Genomic DNA, 21,389 nt, shown 5'->3' on the forward strand with positions numbered 1-21,389 from the left:
CTAAAATCCGCACATATGAATTTGCATATATATGTATTTTCATATATCTTGTTTTGCTATATCCCAGCGATCTCCGATAATTGAGACTTATCGCATGACTCAAGATAATTTCCCTCTGATATTTTTCAAATCCCTCGCCGATGATACGCGGTTAAAAATATTGCTTTTGCTTGTTAGTGAGCAGGAATTATGCGTTTGTGAATTTACGTCTGCATTAGACCTTTCGCAGCCGAAAATTTCCCGCCATCTTGCCTTGTTAAAACAACAGGGTCTTATCGAAAGTCGCCGACAAGGGCAGTGGGTGTTTTATTCCTTATCTGAGTCTTTACCACACTGGTGCTTACAAACACTAAAAATGTGTTTTGAGCAGAACGTTGGTTACACCTCAGAGGCGCTTGCAAGCCTGACACGTTTAGCACCAAATTGTACTTAAATTTAAAAATGAAATGTTATTAGGAAGTTAGTATGACGATTAAAGTAGGTATAAACGGTTTTGGCCGTATGGGTCGCCTGGTTCTGAGAGCGGCTTGGGACTGGCCAGAAATTGATTTTGTTCATATCAACGACCCGGCAGGTGATGCTACTACCTTAGCCCACTTAATTAATTTTGATTCCGTTCATGGCCGCTGGGATAAAGAAGCGTCGGCGACTGAAGAACAAATGATCATTGAACATCAGGTGATAACGACCAGTCAAAATACCACGATTGAAACGACCGACTGGTCATCCTGCGATATTGTTATTGAAGCCAGCGGCAAGATGAAAACCAAAGAAATACTCGCTGCCTATTTGCAGCAAGGCGTGAAAAAGGTCGTGGTTACAGCACCGGTCAAACAGGACGGTGTACTTGATATCGTCATGGGCGTTAATGATTATTTATACGAACCCGACAAATACGATATCGTCACCGCGGCATCCTGTACCACTAACTGCCTGGCACCTGCGGTGAAGGTGTTGCATGAAGCAATCGGCATTAAGCACGGCAGCATGACCACGATTCATGATATTACTAACACCCAGACCATTCTCGATGCCCCACACAAAGACCTGCGCCGCTCAAGGGCCTGTGGAATGAGTCTGATACCTACTACCACAGGTTCGGCAACCGCAATCACTCATATCTTCCCGGAACTTAAAGGCCGGTTAAATGGCCATGCGGTACGCGTCCCTCTGGCGAATGCCTCTTTAACGGATTGCGCGTTTGAAATGAATCGTGATACCGATGTTGACGAAATCAACCGTTTGTTTTCAGAAGCTGAGCAGGGGGAGTTACAGGGAATACTGGGTTACGAAGAGCGGCCACTGGTATCCATCGATTACAAGACAGATCCACGCTCTTGTATTGTCGACGCCTTGTCGACCATGGTGATCAATAAACGTCAGGTGAAATTGTATCTTTGGTACGATAACGAATGGGGATACGCGAATCGTGCAGCCGAGTTAATGTTGAAAGTCGCGAAATCGTTGTAACTCAGCAGGCTGTGAAACTATGATTGCCAGGATTCAAGCTTTACCGGATAAGGTGCGCCAGTATTTGCTGGTCACCATTAACTACTGGGCATTTACCTTAACCGATGGCGCCCTGCGTATGTTGGTGGTCTTGCACTTTCATGAGTTAGGTTACGACGCCCTGGAAATCGCTATGCTATTTTTGTTTTATGAGTTCTTTGGTGTCGTTACCAATTTAGTCGGCGGCTGGCTCGGAGCCCGCATCGGCTTAAATCGAACCATGCAAATTGGCCTGGTGTTGCAGGTCATCGCATTGCTAATGCTTACCTTGCCTTCAGAGTATCTGTTTATCCCCTGGGTGATGGCCGCACAGGCACTGTCTGGCATCGCTAAAGATCTAAATAAAATGAGTGCTAAATCCAGTGTTAAACATTTAGTATCGGCGGAGCAGGAAGGCAGGTTGTATAAATGGGTAGCGATTTTAACGGGTTCGAAAAACACCCTCAAAGGCGTCGGCTTTTTCCTTGGCGCCGTATTGTTAACCAGCCTTGGTTTTCAATATGCGATGCTGGCAATGGCGCTGTTTTTGCTGGTGATGGCAATCATCTCAGCAAGTTATCTTAAACGGGACATGGGTAAGGCCAGCTTTAAGGCCAAATTTAAGGAAATCTTTTCCAAGAGTCAGGCGATTAACCGCTTATCGTTGGCGAGAATGTGCCTGTTTGCGGCCCGAGACGTATGGTTTGTTGTCGCCTTGCCGGTTTATTTTGCCAGCCAGTCTGGCTGGGATGACTGGAGTGTTGGAGCCTTTATGGCCTGCTGGGTAATTGCCTATGGGGTAGTACAGGGGATGGCACCGAAAATAACGGGTCGCAGTAAGCGCAATGTCGTACAAAATGCGACATTCTGGGGCTGGATCCTGACATTCGTAACCCTATTGCTGGCCCTGGCGTTTGTTCTTTATGGCTCTGAAAGCCAACCTCTAACCTGGGTGTTGGTGGCTGGCCTGATACTATTTGGCTTTACGTTTGCCATTAACTCATCCTTACATAGCTACTTAATAGTTGCCCTGGCAAAATCTGATGGTGTGTCCCTGGATGTAGGATTTTATTATATGGCCAATGCCATGGGGCGCCTCATTGGCACCTTGGCATCAGGGTTCATGTATTTGAATTATGGTTTGGAAGCCTGTCTGGGTAGTGCAACGTTATTGTTAGTGATATCCACTATTACCGTGAAATTTGTGCCGTCTCCGGAACAACCGTCCGATTCATCCATACAAACGTCAATTTAGTGAGAGCAATATGTCAGCCACAGAGAAAATGTTAAAACAGTCACAAAAAAGCATCTGCCACTTATCATTAGGTTGTAATAATCTTGAGCGGATGATTGCGTTTTATACACCAGTTTTGGCAACGCTGGATATCCACATCGCTGCCGAGCACACCGGCGCTATTGCTTATGGTAAAGGCTATCCAACCTTCTGGATACAAAAGCCGTTTGATGGCCAGGCGGCAACCGTAGGTAATGGCAGCCATATCGGCTTTATGGCAACCAGCAAAGCACAGGTTGAAAACTTCTACCATGAGGCTTTAACTTGTGGCGGCAGGTGTAATGGTGCCCCGGGGCCTCGCAAGGATTATGGTGAAGCCTATTTCGGCTGCTTTATTATCGATCCGGAAGGCCACCGCATTGAAGCCAGTTTCTGGGATTTTGAACTGGCAGAAGCATTGAAAACCAAGGGTTAACCGGGATGTTTTCTCGACAAACCCACTAAATTTTAAGGAATATTTTATTTTCACTATTTTGCGGGATTAAAATATCGGATAAGCTAGGGTTAACAAAAAATTAATAATCGACAGGCGAACCTCCAGGAAATTGTAATATTATGTCTGATGCAATTGATATGAGCCTTGATGGAATAGAACAACTTCCATTAAGACGATTTACAGAAGATGCCTACCTGAATTATTCCATGTACGTCATCATGGATCGTGCACTTCCCCATATTGGAGACGGCTTAAAGCCGGTTCAGCGCCGCATTATTTATGCGATGTCAGAACTGGGCCTGACCGCGCTGGCCAAATATAAAAAATCGGCCCGTACCGTTGGTGATGTTTTAGGTAAATTTCACCCGCACGGAGACTCCGCCTGTTATGAAGCCATGGTATTGATGGCGCAACCATTTTCCTATCGCTATCCGTTGGTGGATGGTCAGGGGAACTGGGGCGCACCAGATGATCCAAAATCCTTTGCGGCGATGCGTTATACCGAAGCGAAACTGTCGAAATTTGCCGAAGTATTGCTTTCGGAGCTTGGCCAGGGCACCGTTGACTGGTTACCAAACTTCGATGGTACATTGAAGGAACCGAAGTCTTTACCGGCGCGATTGCCGCACATTATGCTAAACGGCATTACCGGTATCGCTGTTGGTATGGCAACTGACATACCGCCGCATAATGTCCGCGAAATTGCCAATGCCTGCGTGCATTTGATTGAACAGCCGAAAGCCGGGCTTGAAGAGCTTCTTGAGCATGTTAAAGGCCCGGACTATCCAACCGATGCGGAAATCATTACCCCAAAAACTGAGATCGAAAAGATCTATCAGTCTGGACGTGGCAGCATCAAAATGCGTGCCGTCTATGAGGTAGAGCAGGGTGAAATCGTTATAAGTGCGCTGCCTCATCAGGCGTCGGGGGCGAAAATCCTCGAGCAGATTGCGGCGCAGATGCAGGCCAAGAAATTACCTATGGTTGTTGATTTGCGTGATGAGTCTGATCATGAAAATCCGACTCGCCTGGTTATTGTGCCACGCTCGAATCGCGTTGAGATTGAGCCGTTAATGCAGCATTTGTTTGCTTCAACGGATCTGGAAAAGAACTACCGGGTAAATCTCAATATGCTTGGGCTCGACAATCGTCCGGCAGTTAAAAACCTGAAACAAATTCTGAGTGAATGGCTCGAGTATCGCCGTGAAACCATTCGTCGTCGATTACAATATCGACTCGATAAGGTATTGGCACGACTACACATTCTTGATGGCTTGCTAATCGCCTACCTGAACATTGATGAAGTGATTGCGATAATTCGCGAATACGATGATCCTAAGGCTGAATTAATGCAGCGTTTCGGCCTGTCTAAGCTACAGGCGGAAGCGATCCTCGAAATAAAACTTCGTCAGTTAGCGAAACTGGAAGAGATAAAAATTCGTGCCGAACAGGAGGAGCTGAGTAAAGAGCGTGATCAACTTGAAAAGATCTTAGCTTCTAAGGCACGGTTAAATACGCTGATGAAAAAGGAAATCCTGGCAGCGGCGCAAGATTATGGCGACGAGCGACGTTCGAAACTGGTTGAACGTGCCGAAGCCAAAGCCATGTCGGAAAAAGACCTGGTACCTTCCGAACCGGTTTCGGTGGTCGTTTCAGAAAAAGGCTGGGCGCGCTGTGCCAAGGGCCATGATATTGATCCACAAGCCATGTCCTACAAAGCTGGGGACAGCTATATGTGTTCTGCAAAAGGGCGGAGTAATCGTCCGGTGGTGTTTATTGACTCATCCGGAAGGGCGTTTGCAACCGATGCCCATACCCTGCCATCAGCGCGAAGTCAGGGCGAGCCGTTAACCGGGCGGTTTAGTATTGCCGCCGGCCAGACGATTACCCAATCGGTAATGGCCGATGATCAACAAACCTTCTTGTTAGCCAGCGATAGTGGTTATGGCTTTATCGGTAAGTTTGCCGATATGGTATCACGTAATAAAAATGGTAAAGCCCTGTTAAGCCTACCACAGGGCGCACGAGTGTTGACACCTCAACAGGTTAACGACATCGATAATCAGTCTTGTTTAGCGATCACCAGCGAAGGGCGGATGCTGTTGTTTCCAATGAAAGATTTACCGCAATTGAGCAAAGGTAAAGGTAATAAGATTATCAATATCCCGTCAGCCCGGGCCAAAGCCCGGGAAGAATTGCTGGTAGTACTCAGCGTGGTCGGTGCAGAAGATTCGGTAACCCTGTATGCTGGCAAGCGCAAGCTTACGTTAAAACCGGGCGACCTGGAGCATTATCGTGGTGAACGAGGCCGACGTGGTAACAAGCTACCCAGAGGTTTGCAACGGGTTGAGCGAATGGAAATTGATTCGCCAAAACCGGCGGAAGCCGCGGCACCTGCTGAAGAGTCGTAAAATCTTAAAAGCCGGCATTTGCCGGCTTTATCTTTTTTTTAAAGCAATTTTTGTAAAATTGTAAGAAGCTTTCCTCAATTCCATACTATTGTGTATAATTGCGCCCCTTATTATCAGGCTATTTGGTCTATAGAGGTATATTGTGTTAGCTATATTGCGCATTCTGACATTAGCGCTTTCGTTAATTTTGACAACGCTCGCGTCATTATTAATGTGTATTATTCGTCCGTTTCACCGAGACAATGTTCATTTTCCGGCTAATATCGTTGGCAGTCTCTCACCGGTTATCGGTGTAGAACTGGAAATCAGGCGTCGCAAAGAAATCGAAGATTTAGGCCCGGTGGTTTATGTCTGTAATCATCAAAATAGCTATGACATATTTACGGTGAGTAAATCATTGCCCAAAGGTACGGTGAGTATCGGTAAGAAGAGCCTGAAATGGATTCCATTCTTCGGTCAAATGTATTGGTTTACCGGTAACATTCTGATTGATCGCGCCAATCGGTCAAAAGCGCACAGTACCATTGCTTCGGCGGCGCAGAAAATCAAAGAAAAGAACATTTCGGTTTGGCTGTTCCCAGAAGGTACCCGCAGCTATGGTCGCGGTTTATTGCCTTTTAAGACTGGTGCGTTTCATACCGCAGCTCAGGCAGGCGTACCTATCGTACCGGTTTGTGTGAGTAATTCTCATGATATGGTGGATTTAAACCGTTGGAAAAATGGCAAAATGATCATCGAGTTTTTACCGCCAATTCATATTCAGGACACCTCAAAAGAAGGTATCCGGCATATTGCCAACAATACCCATGAGTTAATGCTGGCGAAAATTAATGAGCTTAGTGAAGAAGCTGGCAACCCGTTTCAGCAGTTACACGAAAACCAAAAGGCAGAGCAGAGCTAAGATGGAAAATTCAGAGTTACAGCAGTGGTTAGAACATACCTCAGTATTAATTGACGAGTTACTGGAAGATGGTTCAAATCCGGAAGCGGTACATACCATCGAACATCATTTTGCCAGTGAAGATTTTACAACCCTGGAAAATGCCGCTGTTGCTGCCTTTAAGTTAGGCTTTGAAGTGCAGGAACCGGAACAGGCGGAATTGGAAGGTGGCGGCACCATATTCTGTTTTGATATTATTACCGAGCAATATCTTGAAGAAGATGTGTTACTGGAAGAAACCCGCAGTATGTTCGCATTGGCACAAAAACATAACCTTGATTACGACGGTTGGGGCACTTATTTCGAAGAATAGAATGTGAGTATGGGGAGCTGGTTGCTCCCCATTGTTTTTTATAGTTCCCAATCATCCTCATCCAGTAACTCTTTTAAGCGTTTTTTCTCAAGCAACTCATCAATTCTCTTGCGAGTTCGTTTACTCACTTGATTATCTGACTTTGGTAAATCCGTATCGGTAGCATCGGGCTCGAAGTCGGCGCCGTCGTCAAAATCATCATCATTCATCTCGTTACCAGTCATTTGTTATACCTCGAAATAAATAGGAACGGGAAATGGGGGTTATTGAAGGCAACCCGGTTTTTGCTGGGGTTTAAATGCAAAAATAGGCAAATTTTTTTATAAGATCAAATGAAAAAATAACTGTCTGATTTGTTTGTTTTTAAAATATTCAGAATGCCGAAAAATTGGCTAAGTTTCGCCTTAAACAGCAGCGCCAGTCACGACTGAAGGCAATTTCTGGCACTATTAAGTGAGTATTTTATTTGAGCGCGAAGACGATTCTCTAGTGATATAAACTGGGTTTTTGCTCTTACTCAAGGTAACGTATGTAAATTCATCAAATTTCGTAATTATTGAATATGCGTAAAAATATACTCATTACCGGAGCAAGCTCTGGCCTGGGCAAGGAAATGGCACGCCAGTATGCAGCAATGGGCAGAAACCTGGTACTCTGCGCCCGTCGCCGGGATGCTCTGCAGGCGCTTGCCAGCGAGTTAACCAGCCAGTATCCAGATATCAAAGTGCAAATTAGGGCATTGGATGTCAACGAGCATGAGCAGGTATTTACCGTGTTTCACTCGGTAGCCAATGAATTCGGGAAACTGGACCGGGTTATCGTTAATGCTGGCATTGGCAAGGGCGGCTCAATAGGTAAAGGTTTTTTTAACGCTAATCGGCAAACTGCTGAGACTAACTTTGTCGCTGCATTAGCCCAGTGTGAAGCGGCAATGGAAATCTTTCGCCAACAGAATGACGGACATCTGGTCACCATCTCATCGGTCAGTTCAGTGCGGGGCTTTCGTGGTGCCTTTACAACGTACGCCGCTACCAAAGCGGGTCTGGCGTCGTTGACCGAGGGTATACGTATCGATGTGTTACACACGCCAATCTCGGTAACCACGATTCATCCTGGTTATATTGATACGGAAATCATTGATGAAGGTACAAAGCCGCCGTTTATGGTCGATGTGCAAACCGGCTGTCGCAGTATTATTAAGGCGATCGAAAAGGAAGTGGATATCGCCTATGTTCCTTTCTGGCCCTGGGCACTACTGCGTCATTTGCTGGCCTGGTTGCCGCTCGGCTGGATGCGAAGATTCAGTTAGCGATAGATGGTGCTGGTGCCCGGTAAAGGGCACCGCGGGTTCTACTGGATGATTGGTATTACTTTAACATCGCTAAATCGGTAATCTCAGTATCGCCAATACTGCGTTGCAGGCGGTTCGCTGTTTTCCTGGCACCACTATCATAGGCGAAGCTAATAATGTCCTGATCGTTGCAAACCACATTCAATGCGACGGTCTGGTGATCAAGTTGGTACTGTTTGATGGTGCGATCCATGCGCAGCACATTATCGCTGGATGCGGACTTACAAATTTCCTGAAGCGCACTTTCAACGTACGGATCCAGGTTATTGGCAGCGTGTGCAGAAGATAAGGTTAATAACGTTGCGGTACAGGTCAAAATCAAAGTTTTCATAATGGTTCCCCAATAAACAATGTTGTGTCGTTCAATGTCATAGTGGCTTATTTGCTGACAAAAGTTGTTTCGATTCGCGGGCTAGATGTAAGCATTCATTTCAGGGGCGAGTTGTTATGGCATTGAGTTAAACGTCTGGCGCCCGGTAAATTTGCTAATGCCGCGAAATCTGCAGAGGAAAGGTCGATATAAAGTTTTACATTCGATCATAAATACACAGCAAATTTGTCATTGCTTGTAGCGGTTAATTAATTAATTTGTTAATGTACTGGATAAATATCCACTATATTGTGTCGGTCCGGATTATCGGCTGGCTGAATTAAAACATCGAGATGAAGGGATAATTATGGCTGTAGAAAGTCGATTCGTAGTAGTTCGTAATGGCGTGGAGGTCGAAACGTTTATGGATAAAAAAGCGGCTGATGAGTATGACAAAATGCTCGATATGGCAGATAACCTGAGCGCTTTACTGGAGCAATCGCCACTAAACCTTTCCGAAGACAGCGTTGAAGAAATCAGTATTTTCCTGGCCAAGAACCGTGAGGATATCCTGGTAGCGTTGCAGGCGAAGAAGCCGAAAGTTGCTAAGCCTAAAGCGGTTGAGACCCCTGCCGAGGCACCGAAAGCAAAAACCAAAGCAAAAAAATCAGCATAAACCCATCAGGGTGACAGACAGATGCGCTGGTTAAAAAGACGCTCGCCCGCGAGCCATGTGGACAATGCTACCTTAGTGGACGGGGTGGCGGTAGTTCGCTCAGCCAGGCGAAAAACCGTTTCGTTGCAGATAAAAGCCGGAAAAGTCCGGGTGCTTTGCCCAAGCTGGTTGCCGACGGCAAAAATTCGGGCATTATTGCGAGAAAAGCAATCCTGGGTCGAGGAAAAACTGGCACATCAACAGCAACAACTGGCACAACTCCCAGAGTTTTGGCTGGCGCATGGAGAAAAAGTCTTTATTGATGGCAAGCTATGCGAGATCAAACATATCGAAGCAGATAGTACTGCATATCTGGACCTGACAGAACGATTGAGCTCGCAGCAGGCAGATAACATGATGCCGCCATATCTCTATTTTGATGTTGCTGACAGTCGTTTGTTTTTTATCCTGACCTCGCACATACGTGCCTGGTCTGAGTCTGAAAAGCAACACATGTTAAGTCGATACTTTGATGAATTTTGCCAGTGCCGGGCAATGCCAAGGTTTGCAACCAGACTGCAACATTGGCAACAAGTGACCGGATTAACGGCACAAAGCTTAAAGGTGCGTTATTATAAATCCCGCTGGGGTAGTTGCGATAATCGTGCCCGGTTAACACTCAATAATCGCCTGGTATTGGCGCCTGATTCGGTGCTCGATTATGTTATCGTCCACGAATTATGCCATATTAAACATGCCAATCATTCACCAGATTTCTGGTCATTGGTTGAACACTTTTACCCTCAGTTTCAAGAACCCCGGCGTTGGTTACGACAGCATCAGGCCAACCTTCTGCAACACTAAAGCAATACAAATACCTCCTCAAATCATGAATCCTTAATTCCTCACAATTGTTCCAGATCCCGGGTAGGTTTTTTATAACGTCATATTTTTATTGCTCATCAACAATAAAATTCCCTGTGTTTTTGATTAATACCAATCACATTAAATTATTGCTCACTCAGTGAGAATTTAAAAGCGTTTAGACAAGGCTTTGATTGCAGAGAATAGTCGTTCCATTGTCAAAATCAGTAACGTAGGATAAACGCCTTTAAAACTCACCCGCAGGGAGTTTATCAGAGGCCCATTTACGGCCCTATATTTCATTAATATAGAATGACTATATCAATGAAATCTATGTGGTAACTGAACCTCTGCCCTAACTCTGAGTCGTGCACAAACTTAGTGTGATTGGTATAAACCTTGCCAAAGTTAAATTATTGTTGTATTTGTTAAAAATCGGTTGACAGTCGATTCTTTGTACGGCAGAGTGATTTTATGAAAATATTTACGCACTTTTTCCGCATTATTATTACCACCACCATTCTCATGGTGGGCATTGGCTAACGCGTAAAATATACCTTTTTACCTAAGCCCGTGACCTGCAAAGCTCACGGGTTTTGTCGTTTTAAGGGAGTCGGTTTAGATCCCAAAACAATAACAGTAACAGTTCAGGAGTTGATAAATATGCGAGTACTGAAGTTTGGTGGTTCTTCATTAGCCAATGCTGACAGGTTTTTGACCGTGTACAACATTATTACCGACAAAAGCCAGCATTCTCCGGTCTCGGTTGTCGTTTCCGCCCCACAGGGCATTACTAATCACCTGGTTAAATTAACCGAAGAATTGCCAGAGGGTGAAGCTCTGGACAATGATTTAGCAAAGCTGCAAGTAGCAGTACAGGCGATTTTTCAGGAACTGACAACATCTGAGGTGTCGTTCGATGCGGCCTCGGCCGAACAGGCATTGCTAGAGCGGCTGCAATTGTTGCGTCGCTATTTACAGGGCGCAGCTTTGCTTAGTCACTGCCCTGATCATATCAAAGCGCGGATCATCAGTGTGGGTGAGCACCTGAGTGTTGCTACATTAAATGCATTGTTTAGTGCCAATAACCAGCCCTGCTGTGTGCTCGAACCGGAACGGTTTTTACAAACCAACGATACGCCATTAAATGCCATCGCCGACTTGCCTCTGTGCCGAAAGAAATTTGCTGACGCTTATCCCGAAATTGAGGGGATCGCATTAATGCCCGGCTTTATTGGTGTCGATGGTCAGGGACAATTGACCACCCTTGGCCGCAATGGTTCGGATTATTCGGCAGCGGTGTTATCGGTATGCTGCCATGCAGAGTGTTGCGAAATTTGGACCGATGTAGATGGTGTTTATAATACCGACCCAAGGTTAATCGGCGACGCCAGGTTGCTCGATTACCTGTCCTATCAGGAGGCAATGGAATTATCTTACTTTGGTGCTAAGGTACTCCATCCAAAAACCATCGGTCCAATCGCCCAATATCATATTCCCTGTTTAATCAAAAACACAACCAATCCAGACGCGCCAGGCACCCTGATAGCTAACGAAGATCAAGGGAAAAAGCAGGTAAAAGCCATCTCTAATCTGGATAACCTGACCATGGTTAATGTATCCGGGCCGGGTATGAAGGGCATGGTTGGTATGGCCAGCCGGGTGTTTGCCTGCATGAGCCGAGAGCAAATTTCTGTGGTGATGATCAGTCAGTCTTCGTCAGAGTATTGTATTTCGTTCTGTATTCACGGCCAGGATGCGTATCGGGCAAGACAGAGCCTGCAACAGGAATTTGAGTTGGAATTATTAAACCAGTTACTTGAACCTGTGTCATTGCAATCAAACTTATCCATTATTTCCTTAGTCGGTGACGGTATGCAGCAACAACGAGGTGTTGCTGCACGGTTATTTGGCTCCCTGTCCCAGGCTCGTGTTAATGTTATTGCCATAGCCCAAGACTCATCAGAGCGCAGTATTTCCGTGGTCATTGAGCAACGTAAATGTACTGATGCACTGAAAGTGTGCCATCAGAACTTCTTTTCTCATCGTCATACCATCGATGCCTTTGTGATTGGTTCCGGGGTGGTAGGGGCCGAACTATTAACCCAGATACACCGTCAACAGGATAGCCTGAAACGTCAGCAAATTGAGGTCCGGGTCCACGGCCTGGCAAACAGTAAGGGCATGGTGCTCGACAGTAATGGCCTGGATTTACAGCAATGGCCAGAATTAATTGCTAAGGCTGCCCCGTGGGATCTGGAAACCTTGAAGCAATTTGTCCGGGATAATCATTTAATCAATCCGGTTATTGTTGATTGCACGTCAAGTAGCCAGTTAGCGGAGCAATATTGTGACTTTCTCTCGGCAGGCTTTCACGTGGTTACTCCAAATAAGAAAGCCAATACCATGGCCATGGCTTATTACCATCAACTGCGCGCAGCGGCGAGCAAAACTCACCGCCTGTTTTTATATGAAACTAACGTTGGTGCAGGGTTACCAGTGATCGACACGCTTCAGAACCTGTTCAAGGCCGGTGATCAGTTATTACGCTTTGAGGGGGTATTGTCGGGTTCCCTGTCTTATATTTTTGGCAAACTGGATGAAGGCATGAGTTTGTCAGAGGCGACTACGATTGCCCGTAAAAATGGCTTTACCGAACCGGATCCCAGGGATGATTTGAGTGGCATGGATGTGGCGCGCAAACTGCTAATTATGGCGCGCGAAGCTGGCATGTCACTGGAGCTTGATGACATTGCGGTTGAGTCGGTGCTGCCATACAGTTTTAATAGTGAAGGCAGTGTCGAGGAGTTTATGAATAACCTTTGTCAGCTAGATAAAAGCTATGCGGATAAAGTAGCATCTGCCGCCGGTGAGGGGAAAGCCCTTCGTTATGTTGGCAGTATTGATGAGCAAGGTTGTAAAGTCGCTATCGAAGCGGTCGATGTGGGGCACCCGTTGTACGCCATAAAAGATGGTGAGAATGCCCTGGCTATTCACTCTCGGTATTACCAACCGATTCCGTTCGTACTCCGCGGTTATGGCGCCGGTGCCCAGGTAACTGCCGCTGGCGTATTTGGGGATCTACTACGTACCCTGGCATGGAAGCAGGAGTTATAAATGACAATTAAGGTATTTGCCCCGGCATCAATTGGTAATGTCAGCGTGGGTTTTGATTTGCTGGGTATGGCCGTGCAGCCAGTTAATGGTGAACTGCTCGGTGACTTGGTAAGCATTGAAGGGTGTGATGGCAACGATAACCAATTGATTATGGAAGGGCCTTTTGTCAGTAAGCTGCCAGAAGATCCTAAAGACAATATTGTCTTTGCCTGCATCGAGTTATTTCAACAGCAAATGCAAAGGCAACACCAGGATTATAGCTGGGTGAAGTTAACGCTGGAAAAACGCATGCCGGTAGGCAGTGGCCTGGGTTCGAGTGCCTGTTCGATTGTTGCTGCGTTAGTCGCTTTGAATGAATATTATCAAAAGCCGTTTACTGACCAACAGCTGCTGGCGATGATGGGGCAGATGGAATCGAAAATCAGCGGCAGCCTGCACTATGATAATGTCGCTCCGTGCTTTTTAGGCGGGTTACAGTTAATGGTCAACGACCCGCGGATTATTAGTCGGGAAATTCCTAGCTTTCAGCAATGTTACTATGTGATGGCCTATTCGGGGATTCAGGTATCAACCAAGGCTGCCCGGGAAGTGCTACCCGATCAATATAATAAGTCGACCACTATTGAGTTTGGGCAGAACCTGGCGACTTTCATTGATGCCTGCTATCGCCAGGACTTAGCACAGGCGATGTCACATTTACGGGATGTATTGGCAGAGCCTTATCGTGCTGAACTCTTACCAGGTTTTGCCCATTGCCGCCAGGGAGTGACCGAGCTAGGGGCTTTAGCGAGTGGCATTTCCGGCTCCGGGCCGACCATGTTTGTGGTGAGTGATAGTAAACAAAATGCCGAAACCATTCAGGCATTTTTACAACAACAATACCTGCAGTCAGAACAGGGATTTGTATATATCTGTCAGACCGATGTTCATGGCGCCAGGTTGGTTTGCTAACGGTTTTGTGCCGTTCAATTGAAATCGACAAACTAGCCTCAATTAAATAGTTAACCATTTTCGAGTAAGAACAATGGCTAACGCCAGAGTAAGGAAACGTAATTAAGATGCAATTTTATAATTTAAAACATCCCACCGAAAAGGTCAGTTTTAGTCAGGCCGTTCGTCAGGGACTAGGGAAAGATCAGGGGTTATTTTTTCCTGAGTCGGTACCGCATATTGACGATCTTGAAGGCTTGTTATCACTACCTCTGGTGGAGCGTAGCTGCAAAATTCTTGCCCCTTTTGTCGGTGAAGAGCTAAGCCCCGAACAACTGAAAGATATTGTCACCCAGGCGTTTAACTTCCCTGCACTAGTTCAGCCGATATCGGAAAACTGCTCGGTGTTGGAGTTATTTCATGGTCCAACTCTGGCTTTTAAGGATTTTGGCGGTCGCTTTATGGCTCAATGTCTGCAGGCTTTTACCCGCCAGAGCAATGAAAAGATCACCATCTTAACGGCGACATCCGGAGATACGGGAGCGGCGGTGGCGCATGCTTTTTATGGCCTCGAGAATATCAATGTCGTAATCTTGTATCCACAGGGAAAAATCAGCCTGTTACAGGAAAAAATGTTTACTACCCTGGGCGGTAATATCTCAACCCTGGCAGTAAATGGCAGCTTTGACGATTGCCAACAGCTGGTAAAAGACTGTTTTGATGATCAAGGACTTAATCAGGCCATCGGCTTAAATTCTGCAAATTCAATTAATATCTCCCGATTGCTGGCGCAAATTTGCTATTACTTTGAAGCCGCAGCCCAATTGTATCGTCAACGAGGAAAAATTGATGATTTGGTCTTTTCCGTCCCGAGTGGCAATTTTGGTAACCTGACCGCTGGCTTACTGGCGAAAGCCATGGGACTGCCGATTAAACGATTTATTGCTGCCACCAATGCCAATGACACCGTACCCAGGTATTTGCAGTCCGGTAATTGGCAGCCAAACCCGACGGTCGCAACCATGTCCAATGCCATGGATGTATCACGGCCTAATAACTGGCCTCGGGTTGAGCATTTGTTAACAACCGGGCTGGTCGATGAACAGTGTTTAACCGCACAAATGATTGATGAAGAGCAAACTCAGATGACCCTGCTCAAGTTAAACAGCCTCGGTTATATCAGTGAGCCTCATGCCTGTGTAGCTTACCGCGCGCTACAACAAAGCCTGGAGGCAGGCGAGTTTGGCGTTTTTCTTGGTACCGCCCATCCCGCAAAATTTAAAGAGACGGTAGAAAGTGTTTTGGGACAGCCATTAGCGTTGCCCAAAGAACTGGCGGATTGTGCGTCTGAGAAAATTCTTTCACTACCGCTCGATAATGATTTTTCACAATTACGTACTCTGTTGCTTGGTAACTACGCATCTCCGCTACCGAATGAGGCGGTATGTTAATGACGAACTGGCGATTACCTGCGGGCAGTTGGCAGGCGTTTTTTCAACGTCAGTCTGAACAACAATATTTCCGGGAAATAGAACAGGCGGTTACCGCCCAGCGGCAAGCAGGGCAGGTGATCTATCCTGCCGATGAACAATTGTTTCAAGCCTTCGAGTTAACGCCACTGGATAAGGTGAAAGTCGTCGTTCTCGGCCAGGATCCTTACCATGGACCCGATCAGGCTCATGGGCTGGCATTTTCGGTAAATCCGGGGGTGAAGATCCCACCGTCGCTGCGCAATATGTTTACCGAGCTTGAGCAGGATATTACGGAATTCAAGGCACCCGAAAATGGTGATTTACGCTCCTGGGCAAAACAGGGAGTATTGTTGTTAAATACCGTGTTATCGGTGCAACAGGGCAAAGCGCATTCCCACAGTAAGCTTGGTTGGGAAACCTTTACCCGGGAAGTCATGATGGAGTTGAATCGACAGCCTCAGCCAATAGTGTTTCTGTTGTGGGGAGCACATGCGCAAAAGAAAGGTCAGGTAATTGATAACCCAAATCACCTGATTCTGTCCAGTGCCCATCCATCGCCGCTGAGTGCCTACCGAGGCTTTTTTGGCTGTCGCCATTTTTCCAGCGCCAATGAGTTTTTGCAGAAACACAGGGTAACGCCGATCAGCTGGCAAATACCTGTATACCAATCAGATTAAGTTTGTGCACAACTCAGAGTTAAGGCAGAGCTTCATTTACAACATAGATTTCATTGATATAGTCATTCTATATTAATGAAATATAGGGAAGTAAATGGGCCTCTGGTAAACTCCCTACGGGTGAGTTTTAAAGGCATTTATCCTGCGTTACTGATTTTGACAATGGAACGACCATTCTCCGCAATCAAAGCCTTGTCTAAACGCCTTTAAATTCTCACTGAGTGAGCAATAATTTAATGTGATTGGTATTAGCAAACAACAAGCAACGCAGGCATCGTTGTTTTAAACGATGCCTTTTCGGGTGAGAGCGAAAGTCCTCACCGGGTTAAAAATAAATGATCATTTCTGCAGCAACGCAATGGCACTCACCGCTGCATACCGGGCAGTCATAACCTTCTATTGAATCCTGATGCCATTTGTCCGGGTGATTTTGAATCAAAATGCCACCGCACTTGGTGAAGTATTTTACCGCACTATTACCCGGACTCTGGCGCCACAGGTGGCTGACTCCCGCCGTTGCTCCCTGATTTTGCAATGCCTTGCTTGCTAGCTTGAGCAATTTTGAACCAATGCCATAACCCCGATACGTTGCATCAACGGTATTACATTTAAAATAGGCCGTCTGTTCTTGTTCTGATTTCCACATATCAGGACTGCACCACTGATCGGCCTGCCATTGACCTGGGCTGTAGCAAATTCGGAATCCGACCAGTTTATCCTCATCCATGGCGACAAAATTCGAGTTAATTCCGTTTTTAATGCCTTTTGCCACCCACTCGGCCATTTTATCCTGATCCAGGTAGCCATCACCATGTACATGGTTACCAAGTGCAATCACTGCGTCAAAATGGGTTTTATCCAATTCCAGATAATGTATTTTTCGATCGAGCATAGAGATAAGTTTATACAGTCCTGTTAATCATGTTGGTATTTTGCCATGATAGGCACCAATTTGTCTGTAAGTGATTTAAATCTAAGATGTACGATCCTCTTCATCACCCTAATCCCGGCAGCGGTGAACCATATCCGAACAGCTATTGGGCAACCACAATAGAAACCCAGAATTCAGTGCGTGAATCTTTGACAGGTGACATTGAAACCGAGGTGTTGATTATCGGCGCAGGCTACACCGGAATGTCAACGGCACTGCACCTGGCGCGCGAACACCATATTCAACCGCTGGTCATTGAGGCTAACCAGACCGCCTGGGGCTGCAGTGGTCGTAATGCCGGGTTTATTCTGAAATCGACCGGTCGTATGGCCTGGAGCGCAATGCAGAAAAAGTGGGGCGAAGAGGTCATGCGTGGCATCTATCAGGAAGCCTGTTCTGGTGTCGAATTGGTGAATAACCTGATTGACGAAGGAATAGATTGCCAGGTCCAGGAAAAAGGCTATCTAAAAGTCGCCCATAAGCCGAGCATGATGAATACGCTTACCGAGCAGGCCAGCCTGTTAAATCGACTGTTTGGTTATGATGTTCAGGTCCTGTCAAAACAGGAATTGCATCAACATTATATGCAGGATGAGATGGCTTTTGGGGCGATTCGATTTGATGATGGCTTCGGGTTAAATCCTCTGAAACTGGCATTGGGATACCAGGAACTACTGGCGAAGGCCGGCGTTAAAGTGCATACGGGGACGCCAGCATTAAGCTGCGAACGTCATGGCGACTGGCATGTGGTCACCACTCCCAAGGCACGGATAAAAGCCAAAAAGCTGGTCATTGCCAGTAATGGCTACACAGCGAAAGGATTTAATCCGGTGATTAATAATCGCTTTTTGCCAGTGTTGTCGCAAATAATCGTGACCCAGCCACTGACTCAGGAGCAACTCCAAGCCTGTAATTTCCTGACCTCCAATGTGGTTATGGACACGCGGGCGCTTAAGTATTATTACCGTAAATTACCCGATAACCGCATTTTATTTGGTGGACGCGGGGCGATAACCGGTAAAGGCGCACAAGACCCTTATTATGCCGATCGTCTGTTAGCGGTATTAAAACAAAGCTTCCCGGCTTTATCAGCGATTGGCTATGACTATGCCTGGGCGGGCTGGATCTGTATGTCACTGGACGATATCCCTCATATCTATGAACAAGATAATGTATTTTACGGGATGGGGTATTGTGGCTCTGGGGTGTCATTTTCGGTACAGGCGGGCAAGCGTCTGGCTCAAAGGGTCGCGGGAATGCCGATGCCGCAATTACCACTATACTCTCGTGGGCTGAGTAAGTTTCCATTACCAGCAATGCGGCGCACCGGGCAGTGGATGTACTTTCAGTATGGCCGGGTCAAGGATAAATATTTTTAACAGCACTGTAAGGTTAATTAAACAGTTTATTTACCTTGTGGTTGTTATCTGTGGTTGAGTTGGTTACATTGTCAGAATTGAATGGAAGTATGGTTTATTTTTCCATAAGTGTGAACAGAAACGGACAGCCTCGACAGAGACTTCACTAGCACTGCTATCAAATCGGATAACGTATGATTGTTACGGTAATTTATTACGACAATAGCTCATTAGAGCTTCACCATAGAACCCTGGATGTGGAGTGTAAAACTAGTGGCCGGGTGATAATTCCCGAACAATTCAGAAAAGGAAAATCGATCATTGCGGTTTGTGAAGGCGAGGTTGATGTCCTCAATAAAGTCGGAGACCGAATTTTACCAGTCTCCGCCTGTGCCTGAACCGCAAACCAAGCGCTTTTATTAAACCACGCGATTGGTCAATATACCGCGGCTATAGTTATTGATATTGGCACCGGTAGCATTGATCAGCCGTTGCTGAGCAGCACGACTTCCCCAGGCGATATGAGCGGTGATCATCAGATTGTCCATCGATTGTTGTAACAAGGGGTGATCCGCGGGTGGTGGTTCCTGTTCCAGCACATCGAGAATGGCACCGCCAATTCGTTTACTGCGCAGAGCGGTTAACAGTGCAGCGCTGTTAACCAACTGACCTCGTGCCGTATTGATTAAAATTGCCGATCGCTTCATCAACGCCAGGGTTTGCTGATCAATCAAATTTTCTGTTTGTGGGGTAAGCGGGCTATGCAGACTGATAATGTCAGCCTCCTTCAGGCCCTGTTCAAATGGGACCCGACCAGGGCGAACCGATGTCGCCCCGCGTCGTTCACAGATTAACACCCGCATGCCAAATGCTTTCGCGACCTGTGCAACGGATTGACCGATAGCGCCATAGCCGACAATCGCCATGGACTTGTCAGCCAACTCTTCTACCGGTCGGGCAAAGTGACAAAATACCGAACTTTGTTGCCAATGACCCTGCCGCACATCATGCAACTGCAGTGCAGTCTGCTGGTAGAATTCTAATAGCATGGCAAATACGTATTGGGTCACCGAAGCGGTTGAATAGCCGGCCACATTACAGACCTGAATATTTGCCTGTTTGGCCGCCTGTAAGTCTACATTGTTGGTCCCGGTGGCGGTAATGCAGATTAATTTTAGTTTTGGTAACTGAGCGATTACAGCGGCACTGAGCTCGACTTTATTGGTAATCACAATATCGGCAAATTTGGCCCGGGTAACAATTTTTTCATCGCTTGTCGTCGCGAAGTAACTGATATTATCCACCGCTTGCTCAATAGCGTGAAAACTGATGTCCTGATTGATGGTATTTCGGTCCAGGAAGACGGCGCGCATTATTTTACCCTGCCAATATGACTCACTAACTGGCTATGATAATGGTAAAGCCTGGTTATTGCTATAGGGATACCAGGGGCATTCTGCCTATGTCTTTATTTAGTAAAGGTTGTAGGTAACACCGACGGCAAATTCAAATTCGTCGTTTACCGAACCATCATTAAATACCAGATCATTGCGTTTGGCTTCGAAGAATACCAGGCCACTGATGTGATCGAAGCGGTATTCAACACCTGCGAGAGTGTGGTGCAGTTGATATGGGGTGGAAGAGTCCCTGGCCCTGAGATCATTGTAGCCAGCGTAAGCACCGTAGTTGTTGACGTTATATTTGACCATCAGTTCAGAGCCTTTGGCATCATAAAACAGGCCGCTATCATCGACCTCATGCAAGGATGATTCATTATACATAGCAGCCGCATACAGTCCCTGAGCACCATATTCACCATACTTGATACCGGCACCCCAAATTTCATCTTTGCCATCCTTAAAGCCAAGGTTGCCGAAGACTGGGTCCACATTTACGTTGTTAAGGTTATAGGCCAGAGAGAATAACCATCGGTTCCAGTTATAGCCGAAGGATAAGCCGTAGCCATTGCCAGTGCGACCCAGTTCCTGGCCATTAAATTCCCGAATCAGCCGGCACAACTGGTCGGGTAAATCTTCTTCGGCACACGAGCGTAAATTGATATTGAGCGGTTCATCCTGGACATGAAGTTGTACGCCTAAGTCAATTGCGCCAAATGACCTGGTCCAGCTCAGTGCCTGCTCAGCGCGTCCGGTGCCCGAAAATCCGCCATCGGTACCTAAGTTAAAGGCGCCATTTGCCGAGCCACCCCAGAAGTTATACCAATCCGTATGATAAAGCGCCAGATAGTAGACCGAGAACTGCTTACCCAGCGTAATCTGGCCCCAGTCATCATGAGTTAAAAATACATTTCCAAGGCGCGAGGTCAGGGCTGCATCACTGCCATCGGCTGGTGGCTGCGAATTGCCGCCAATGGAAAAATTACCATTAACCTCGAACTGAGTTCCCCACTCAACGTTAATGCCAATGGTCCAGTCATTTTGAATCTGGTGAAAAATCTTGAAGCCAAGGCGGGAACCAGAGTCGGTAAACTGATCGAATTCATCGACTTTTTGATAAACTACACGAATGAATCCCTGGGTAACGATCGACGTATGTTCGTCTTTAAATACTTCAATTGCGGCAAAACTGGGGCTGCAAAAACCGGCAAGTATAACGGCAAGACACGACAACTGGTGATTATTTTTCATTGACAGTTCTCAGTGTTGCGTGAAATTTTAACTGTGATGCTTTTCTAGTATATGCAAGGAAATCGGGCTTTAACAAACTTGCAGGGAAAATCCTAAAAATGCTTATATTTTACTATTGCCTGTTCTGCTGGTTTGACCTTTTGACTGGATAGAAAAAAGAATGCTTATAACCTAGCGTTACAATATATAATTTT

Annotated in this window: 21 protein-coding genes; 16 read left to right on the forward strand and 5 right to left on the reverse strand. The window is 46.3% G+C overall.

Features of this window, described 5'->3' with window-relative positions; genetic code table 11:
- Positions 1–94 precede the first annotated feature (94 nt).
- The 7 genes from E8M12_RS02795 (at position 95) to rraB (ending at position 6,882) form a co-directional block, all read left to right on the forward strand.
- The gene (locus E8M12_RS02795) at positions 95–433 is read left to right on the forward strand and encodes an ArsR/SmtB family transcription factor (protein ID WP_136734566.1); all 339 of its coding nucleotides are present in this window, start codon (positions 95–97) and stop codon (positions 431–433) included.
- Positions 434–465: 32 nt separating this feature from the next.
- A complete protein-coding gene (locus tag E8M12_RS02800) occupies positions 466–1,470 on the forward strand; it encodes an ArsJ-associated glyceraldehyde-3-phosphate dehydrogenase (RefSeq protein ID WP_136734567.1) in 1,005 nt (334 codons plus the stop codon).
- A gap of 19 nt (positions 1,471–1,489) precedes the next feature.
- Complete coding sequence (gene arsJ / locus E8M12_RS02805) at positions 1,490–2,743, forward strand: organoarsenical effux MFS transporter ArsJ (protein WP_136734568.1); 1,254 nt, start codon at positions 1,490–1,492, stop codon at positions 2,741–2,743.
- A gap of 10 nt (positions 2,744–2,753) precedes the next feature.
- The gene (locus E8M12_RS02810) at positions 2,754–3,197 is read left to right on the forward strand and encodes a VOC family protein (protein ID WP_211244972.1); all 444 of its coding nucleotides are present in this window, start codon (positions 2,754–2,756) and stop codon (positions 3,195–3,197) included.
- A 140-nt stretch (positions 3,198–3,337) separates the two neighbouring features.
- Entirely contained in the window at positions 3,338–5,629 is a 2,292-nt protein-coding gene (gene parC, locus E8M12_RS02815) for a DNA topoisomerase IV subunit A (protein WP_136734569.1), read from the forward strand.
- 142 nt (positions 5,630–5,771) lie between these two features.
- The gene (locus tag E8M12_RS02820) at positions 5,772–6,530 is read left to right on the forward strand and encodes a 1-acylglycerol-3-phosphate O-acyltransferase (protein WP_136734570.1); all 759 of its coding nucleotides are present in this window, start codon (positions 5,772–5,774) and stop codon (positions 6,528–6,530) included.
- A gap of 1 nt (position 6,531) precedes the next feature.
- Positions 6,532–6,882 carry a ribonuclease E inhibitor RraB gene (rraB, locus tag E8M12_RS02825; RefSeq protein WP_136734571.1) on the forward strand — a complete coding sequence of 117 codons (351 nt, stop codon included), beginning with the start codon at positions 6,532–6,534 and terminating at the stop codon, positions 6,880–6,882.
- A 38-nt stretch (positions 6,883–6,920) separates the two neighbouring features.
- Here the strand turns inward: rraB and E8M12_RS02830 are convergent, their stop codons facing one another.
- A complete protein-coding gene (locus E8M12_RS02830; protein WP_136734572.1) occupies positions 6,921–7,106 on the reverse strand; it encodes a PA3496 family putative envelope integrity protein in 186 nt (61 codons plus the stop codon).
- A 338-nt stretch (positions 7,107–7,444) separates the two neighbouring features.
- On the opposite strand from E8M12_RS02830, the gene E8M12_RS02835 reads away from it, so the two are divergent.
- A complete protein-coding gene (locus tag E8M12_RS02835) occupies positions 7,445–8,191 on the forward strand; it encodes an SDR family oxidoreductase (protein ID WP_136734573.1) in 747 nt (248 codons plus the stop codon).
- Between the two features lie 58 nt (positions 8,192–8,249).
- Here the strand turns inward: E8M12_RS02835 and E8M12_RS02840 are convergent, their stop codons facing one another.
- Positions 8,250–8,564 carry a DUF3718 domain-containing protein gene (locus tag E8M12_RS02840; RefSeq protein ID WP_136734574.1) on the reverse strand — a complete coding sequence of 105 codons (315 nt, stop codon included), beginning with the start codon at positions 8,562–8,564 and terminating at the stop codon, positions 8,250–8,252.
- Positions 8,565–8,910: 346 nt separating this feature from the next.
- On the opposite strand from E8M12_RS02840, the gene E8M12_RS02845 reads away from it, so the two are divergent.
- The 6 genes from E8M12_RS02845 to ung all read left to right on the forward strand — a co-directional run bounded on the left by E8M12_RS02845 (position 8,911) and on the right by ung (position 16,258).
- Entirely contained in the window at positions 8,911–9,219 is a 309-nt protein-coding gene (locus tag E8M12_RS02845; RefSeq protein ID WP_136734575.1) for a YebG family protein, read from the forward strand.
- Positions 9,220–9,240: 21 nt separating this feature from the next.
- Positions 9,241–10,062: a M48 family metallopeptidase gene (locus tag E8M12_RS02850; protein ID WP_136734576.1), complete on the forward strand. Its 822-nt coding sequence runs from the start codon at positions 9,241–9,243 to the stop codon at positions 10,060–10,062.
- 663 nt (positions 10,063–10,725) lie between these two features.
- Positions 10,726–13,179, forward strand: coding sequence for a bifunctional aspartate kinase/homoserine dehydrogenase I (gene thrA / locus E8M12_RS02855; RefSeq protein WP_136734577.1), 2,454 nt, complete (start codon positions 10,726–10,728; stop codon positions 13,177–13,179).
- Entirely contained in the window at positions 13,180–14,130 is a 951-nt protein-coding gene (gene thrB / locus E8M12_RS02860; RefSeq protein WP_136734578.1) for a homoserine kinase, read from the forward strand.
- Between the two features lie 107 nt (positions 14,131–14,237).
- Entirely contained in the window at positions 14,238–15,560 is a 1,323-nt protein-coding gene (gene thrC / locus E8M12_RS02865; protein ID WP_136734579.1) for a threonine synthase, read from the forward strand.
- On the forward strand, positions 15,560–16,258 hold the full coding sequence (gene ung, locus E8M12_RS02870; protein WP_136734580.1) for a uracil-DNA glycosylase: 699 nt from the start codon (positions 15,560–15,562) through the stop codon (positions 16,256–16,258). Before thrC ends, ung begins: the two co-directional genes overlap by 1 nt.
- 325 nt (positions 16,259–16,583) lie before the next feature.
- Here ung and E8M12_RS02875 read toward each other — a convergent pair whose 3' ends face one another.
- A complete protein-coding gene (locus E8M12_RS02875) occupies positions 16,584–17,150 on the reverse strand; it encodes a GNAT family N-acetyltransferase (RefSeq protein ID WP_136734581.1) in 567 nt (188 codons plus the stop codon).
- An 86-nt stretch (positions 17,151–17,236) separates the two neighbouring features.
- Here E8M12_RS02875 and E8M12_RS02880 point away from each other — a divergent pair, with 86 nt between their 5' ends.
- Both E8M12_RS02880 and E8M12_RS02885 read left to right on the forward strand, forming a co-directional pair.
- The gene (locus tag E8M12_RS02880) at positions 17,237–18,568 is read left to right on the forward strand and encodes an NAD(P)/FAD-dependent oxidoreductase (RefSeq protein WP_136734582.1); all 1,332 of its coding nucleotides are present in this window, start codon (positions 17,237–17,239) and stop codon (positions 18,566–18,568) included.
- Positions 18,569–18,741: 173 nt separating this feature from the next.
- Positions 18,742–18,945 (forward strand): TIGR02922 family protein, encoded by a 204-nt coding sequence (locus tag E8M12_RS02885; RefSeq protein WP_136734583.1) that lies wholly within the window; start codon positions 18,742–18,744, stop codon positions 18,943–18,945.
- Between the two features lie 21 nt (positions 18,946–18,966).
- Here the strand turns inward: E8M12_RS02885 and E8M12_RS02890 are convergent, their stop codons facing one another.
- The gene (locus E8M12_RS02890; RefSeq protein WP_136734584.1) at positions 18,967–19,920 is read right to left on the reverse strand and encodes a D-2-hydroxyacid dehydrogenase; all 954 of its coding nucleotides are present in this window, start codon (positions 19,918–19,920) and stop codon (positions 18,967–18,969) included.
- A 99-nt stretch (positions 19,921–20,019) separates the two neighbouring features.
- Positions 20,020–21,195: a porin gene (locus E8M12_RS02895; protein ID WP_136734585.1), complete on the reverse strand. Its 1,176-nt coding sequence runs from the start codon at positions 21,193–21,195 to the stop codon at positions 20,020–20,022.
- Positions 21,196–21,389 lie beyond the last annotated feature (194 nt).

It is taken from the genome of Thalassotalea mangrovi (assembly GCF_005116735.1).
GTDB lineage: Bacteria > Pseudomonadota > Gammaproteobacteria > Enterobacterales > Alteromonadaceae > Thalassotalea_A > Thalassotalea_A mangrovi.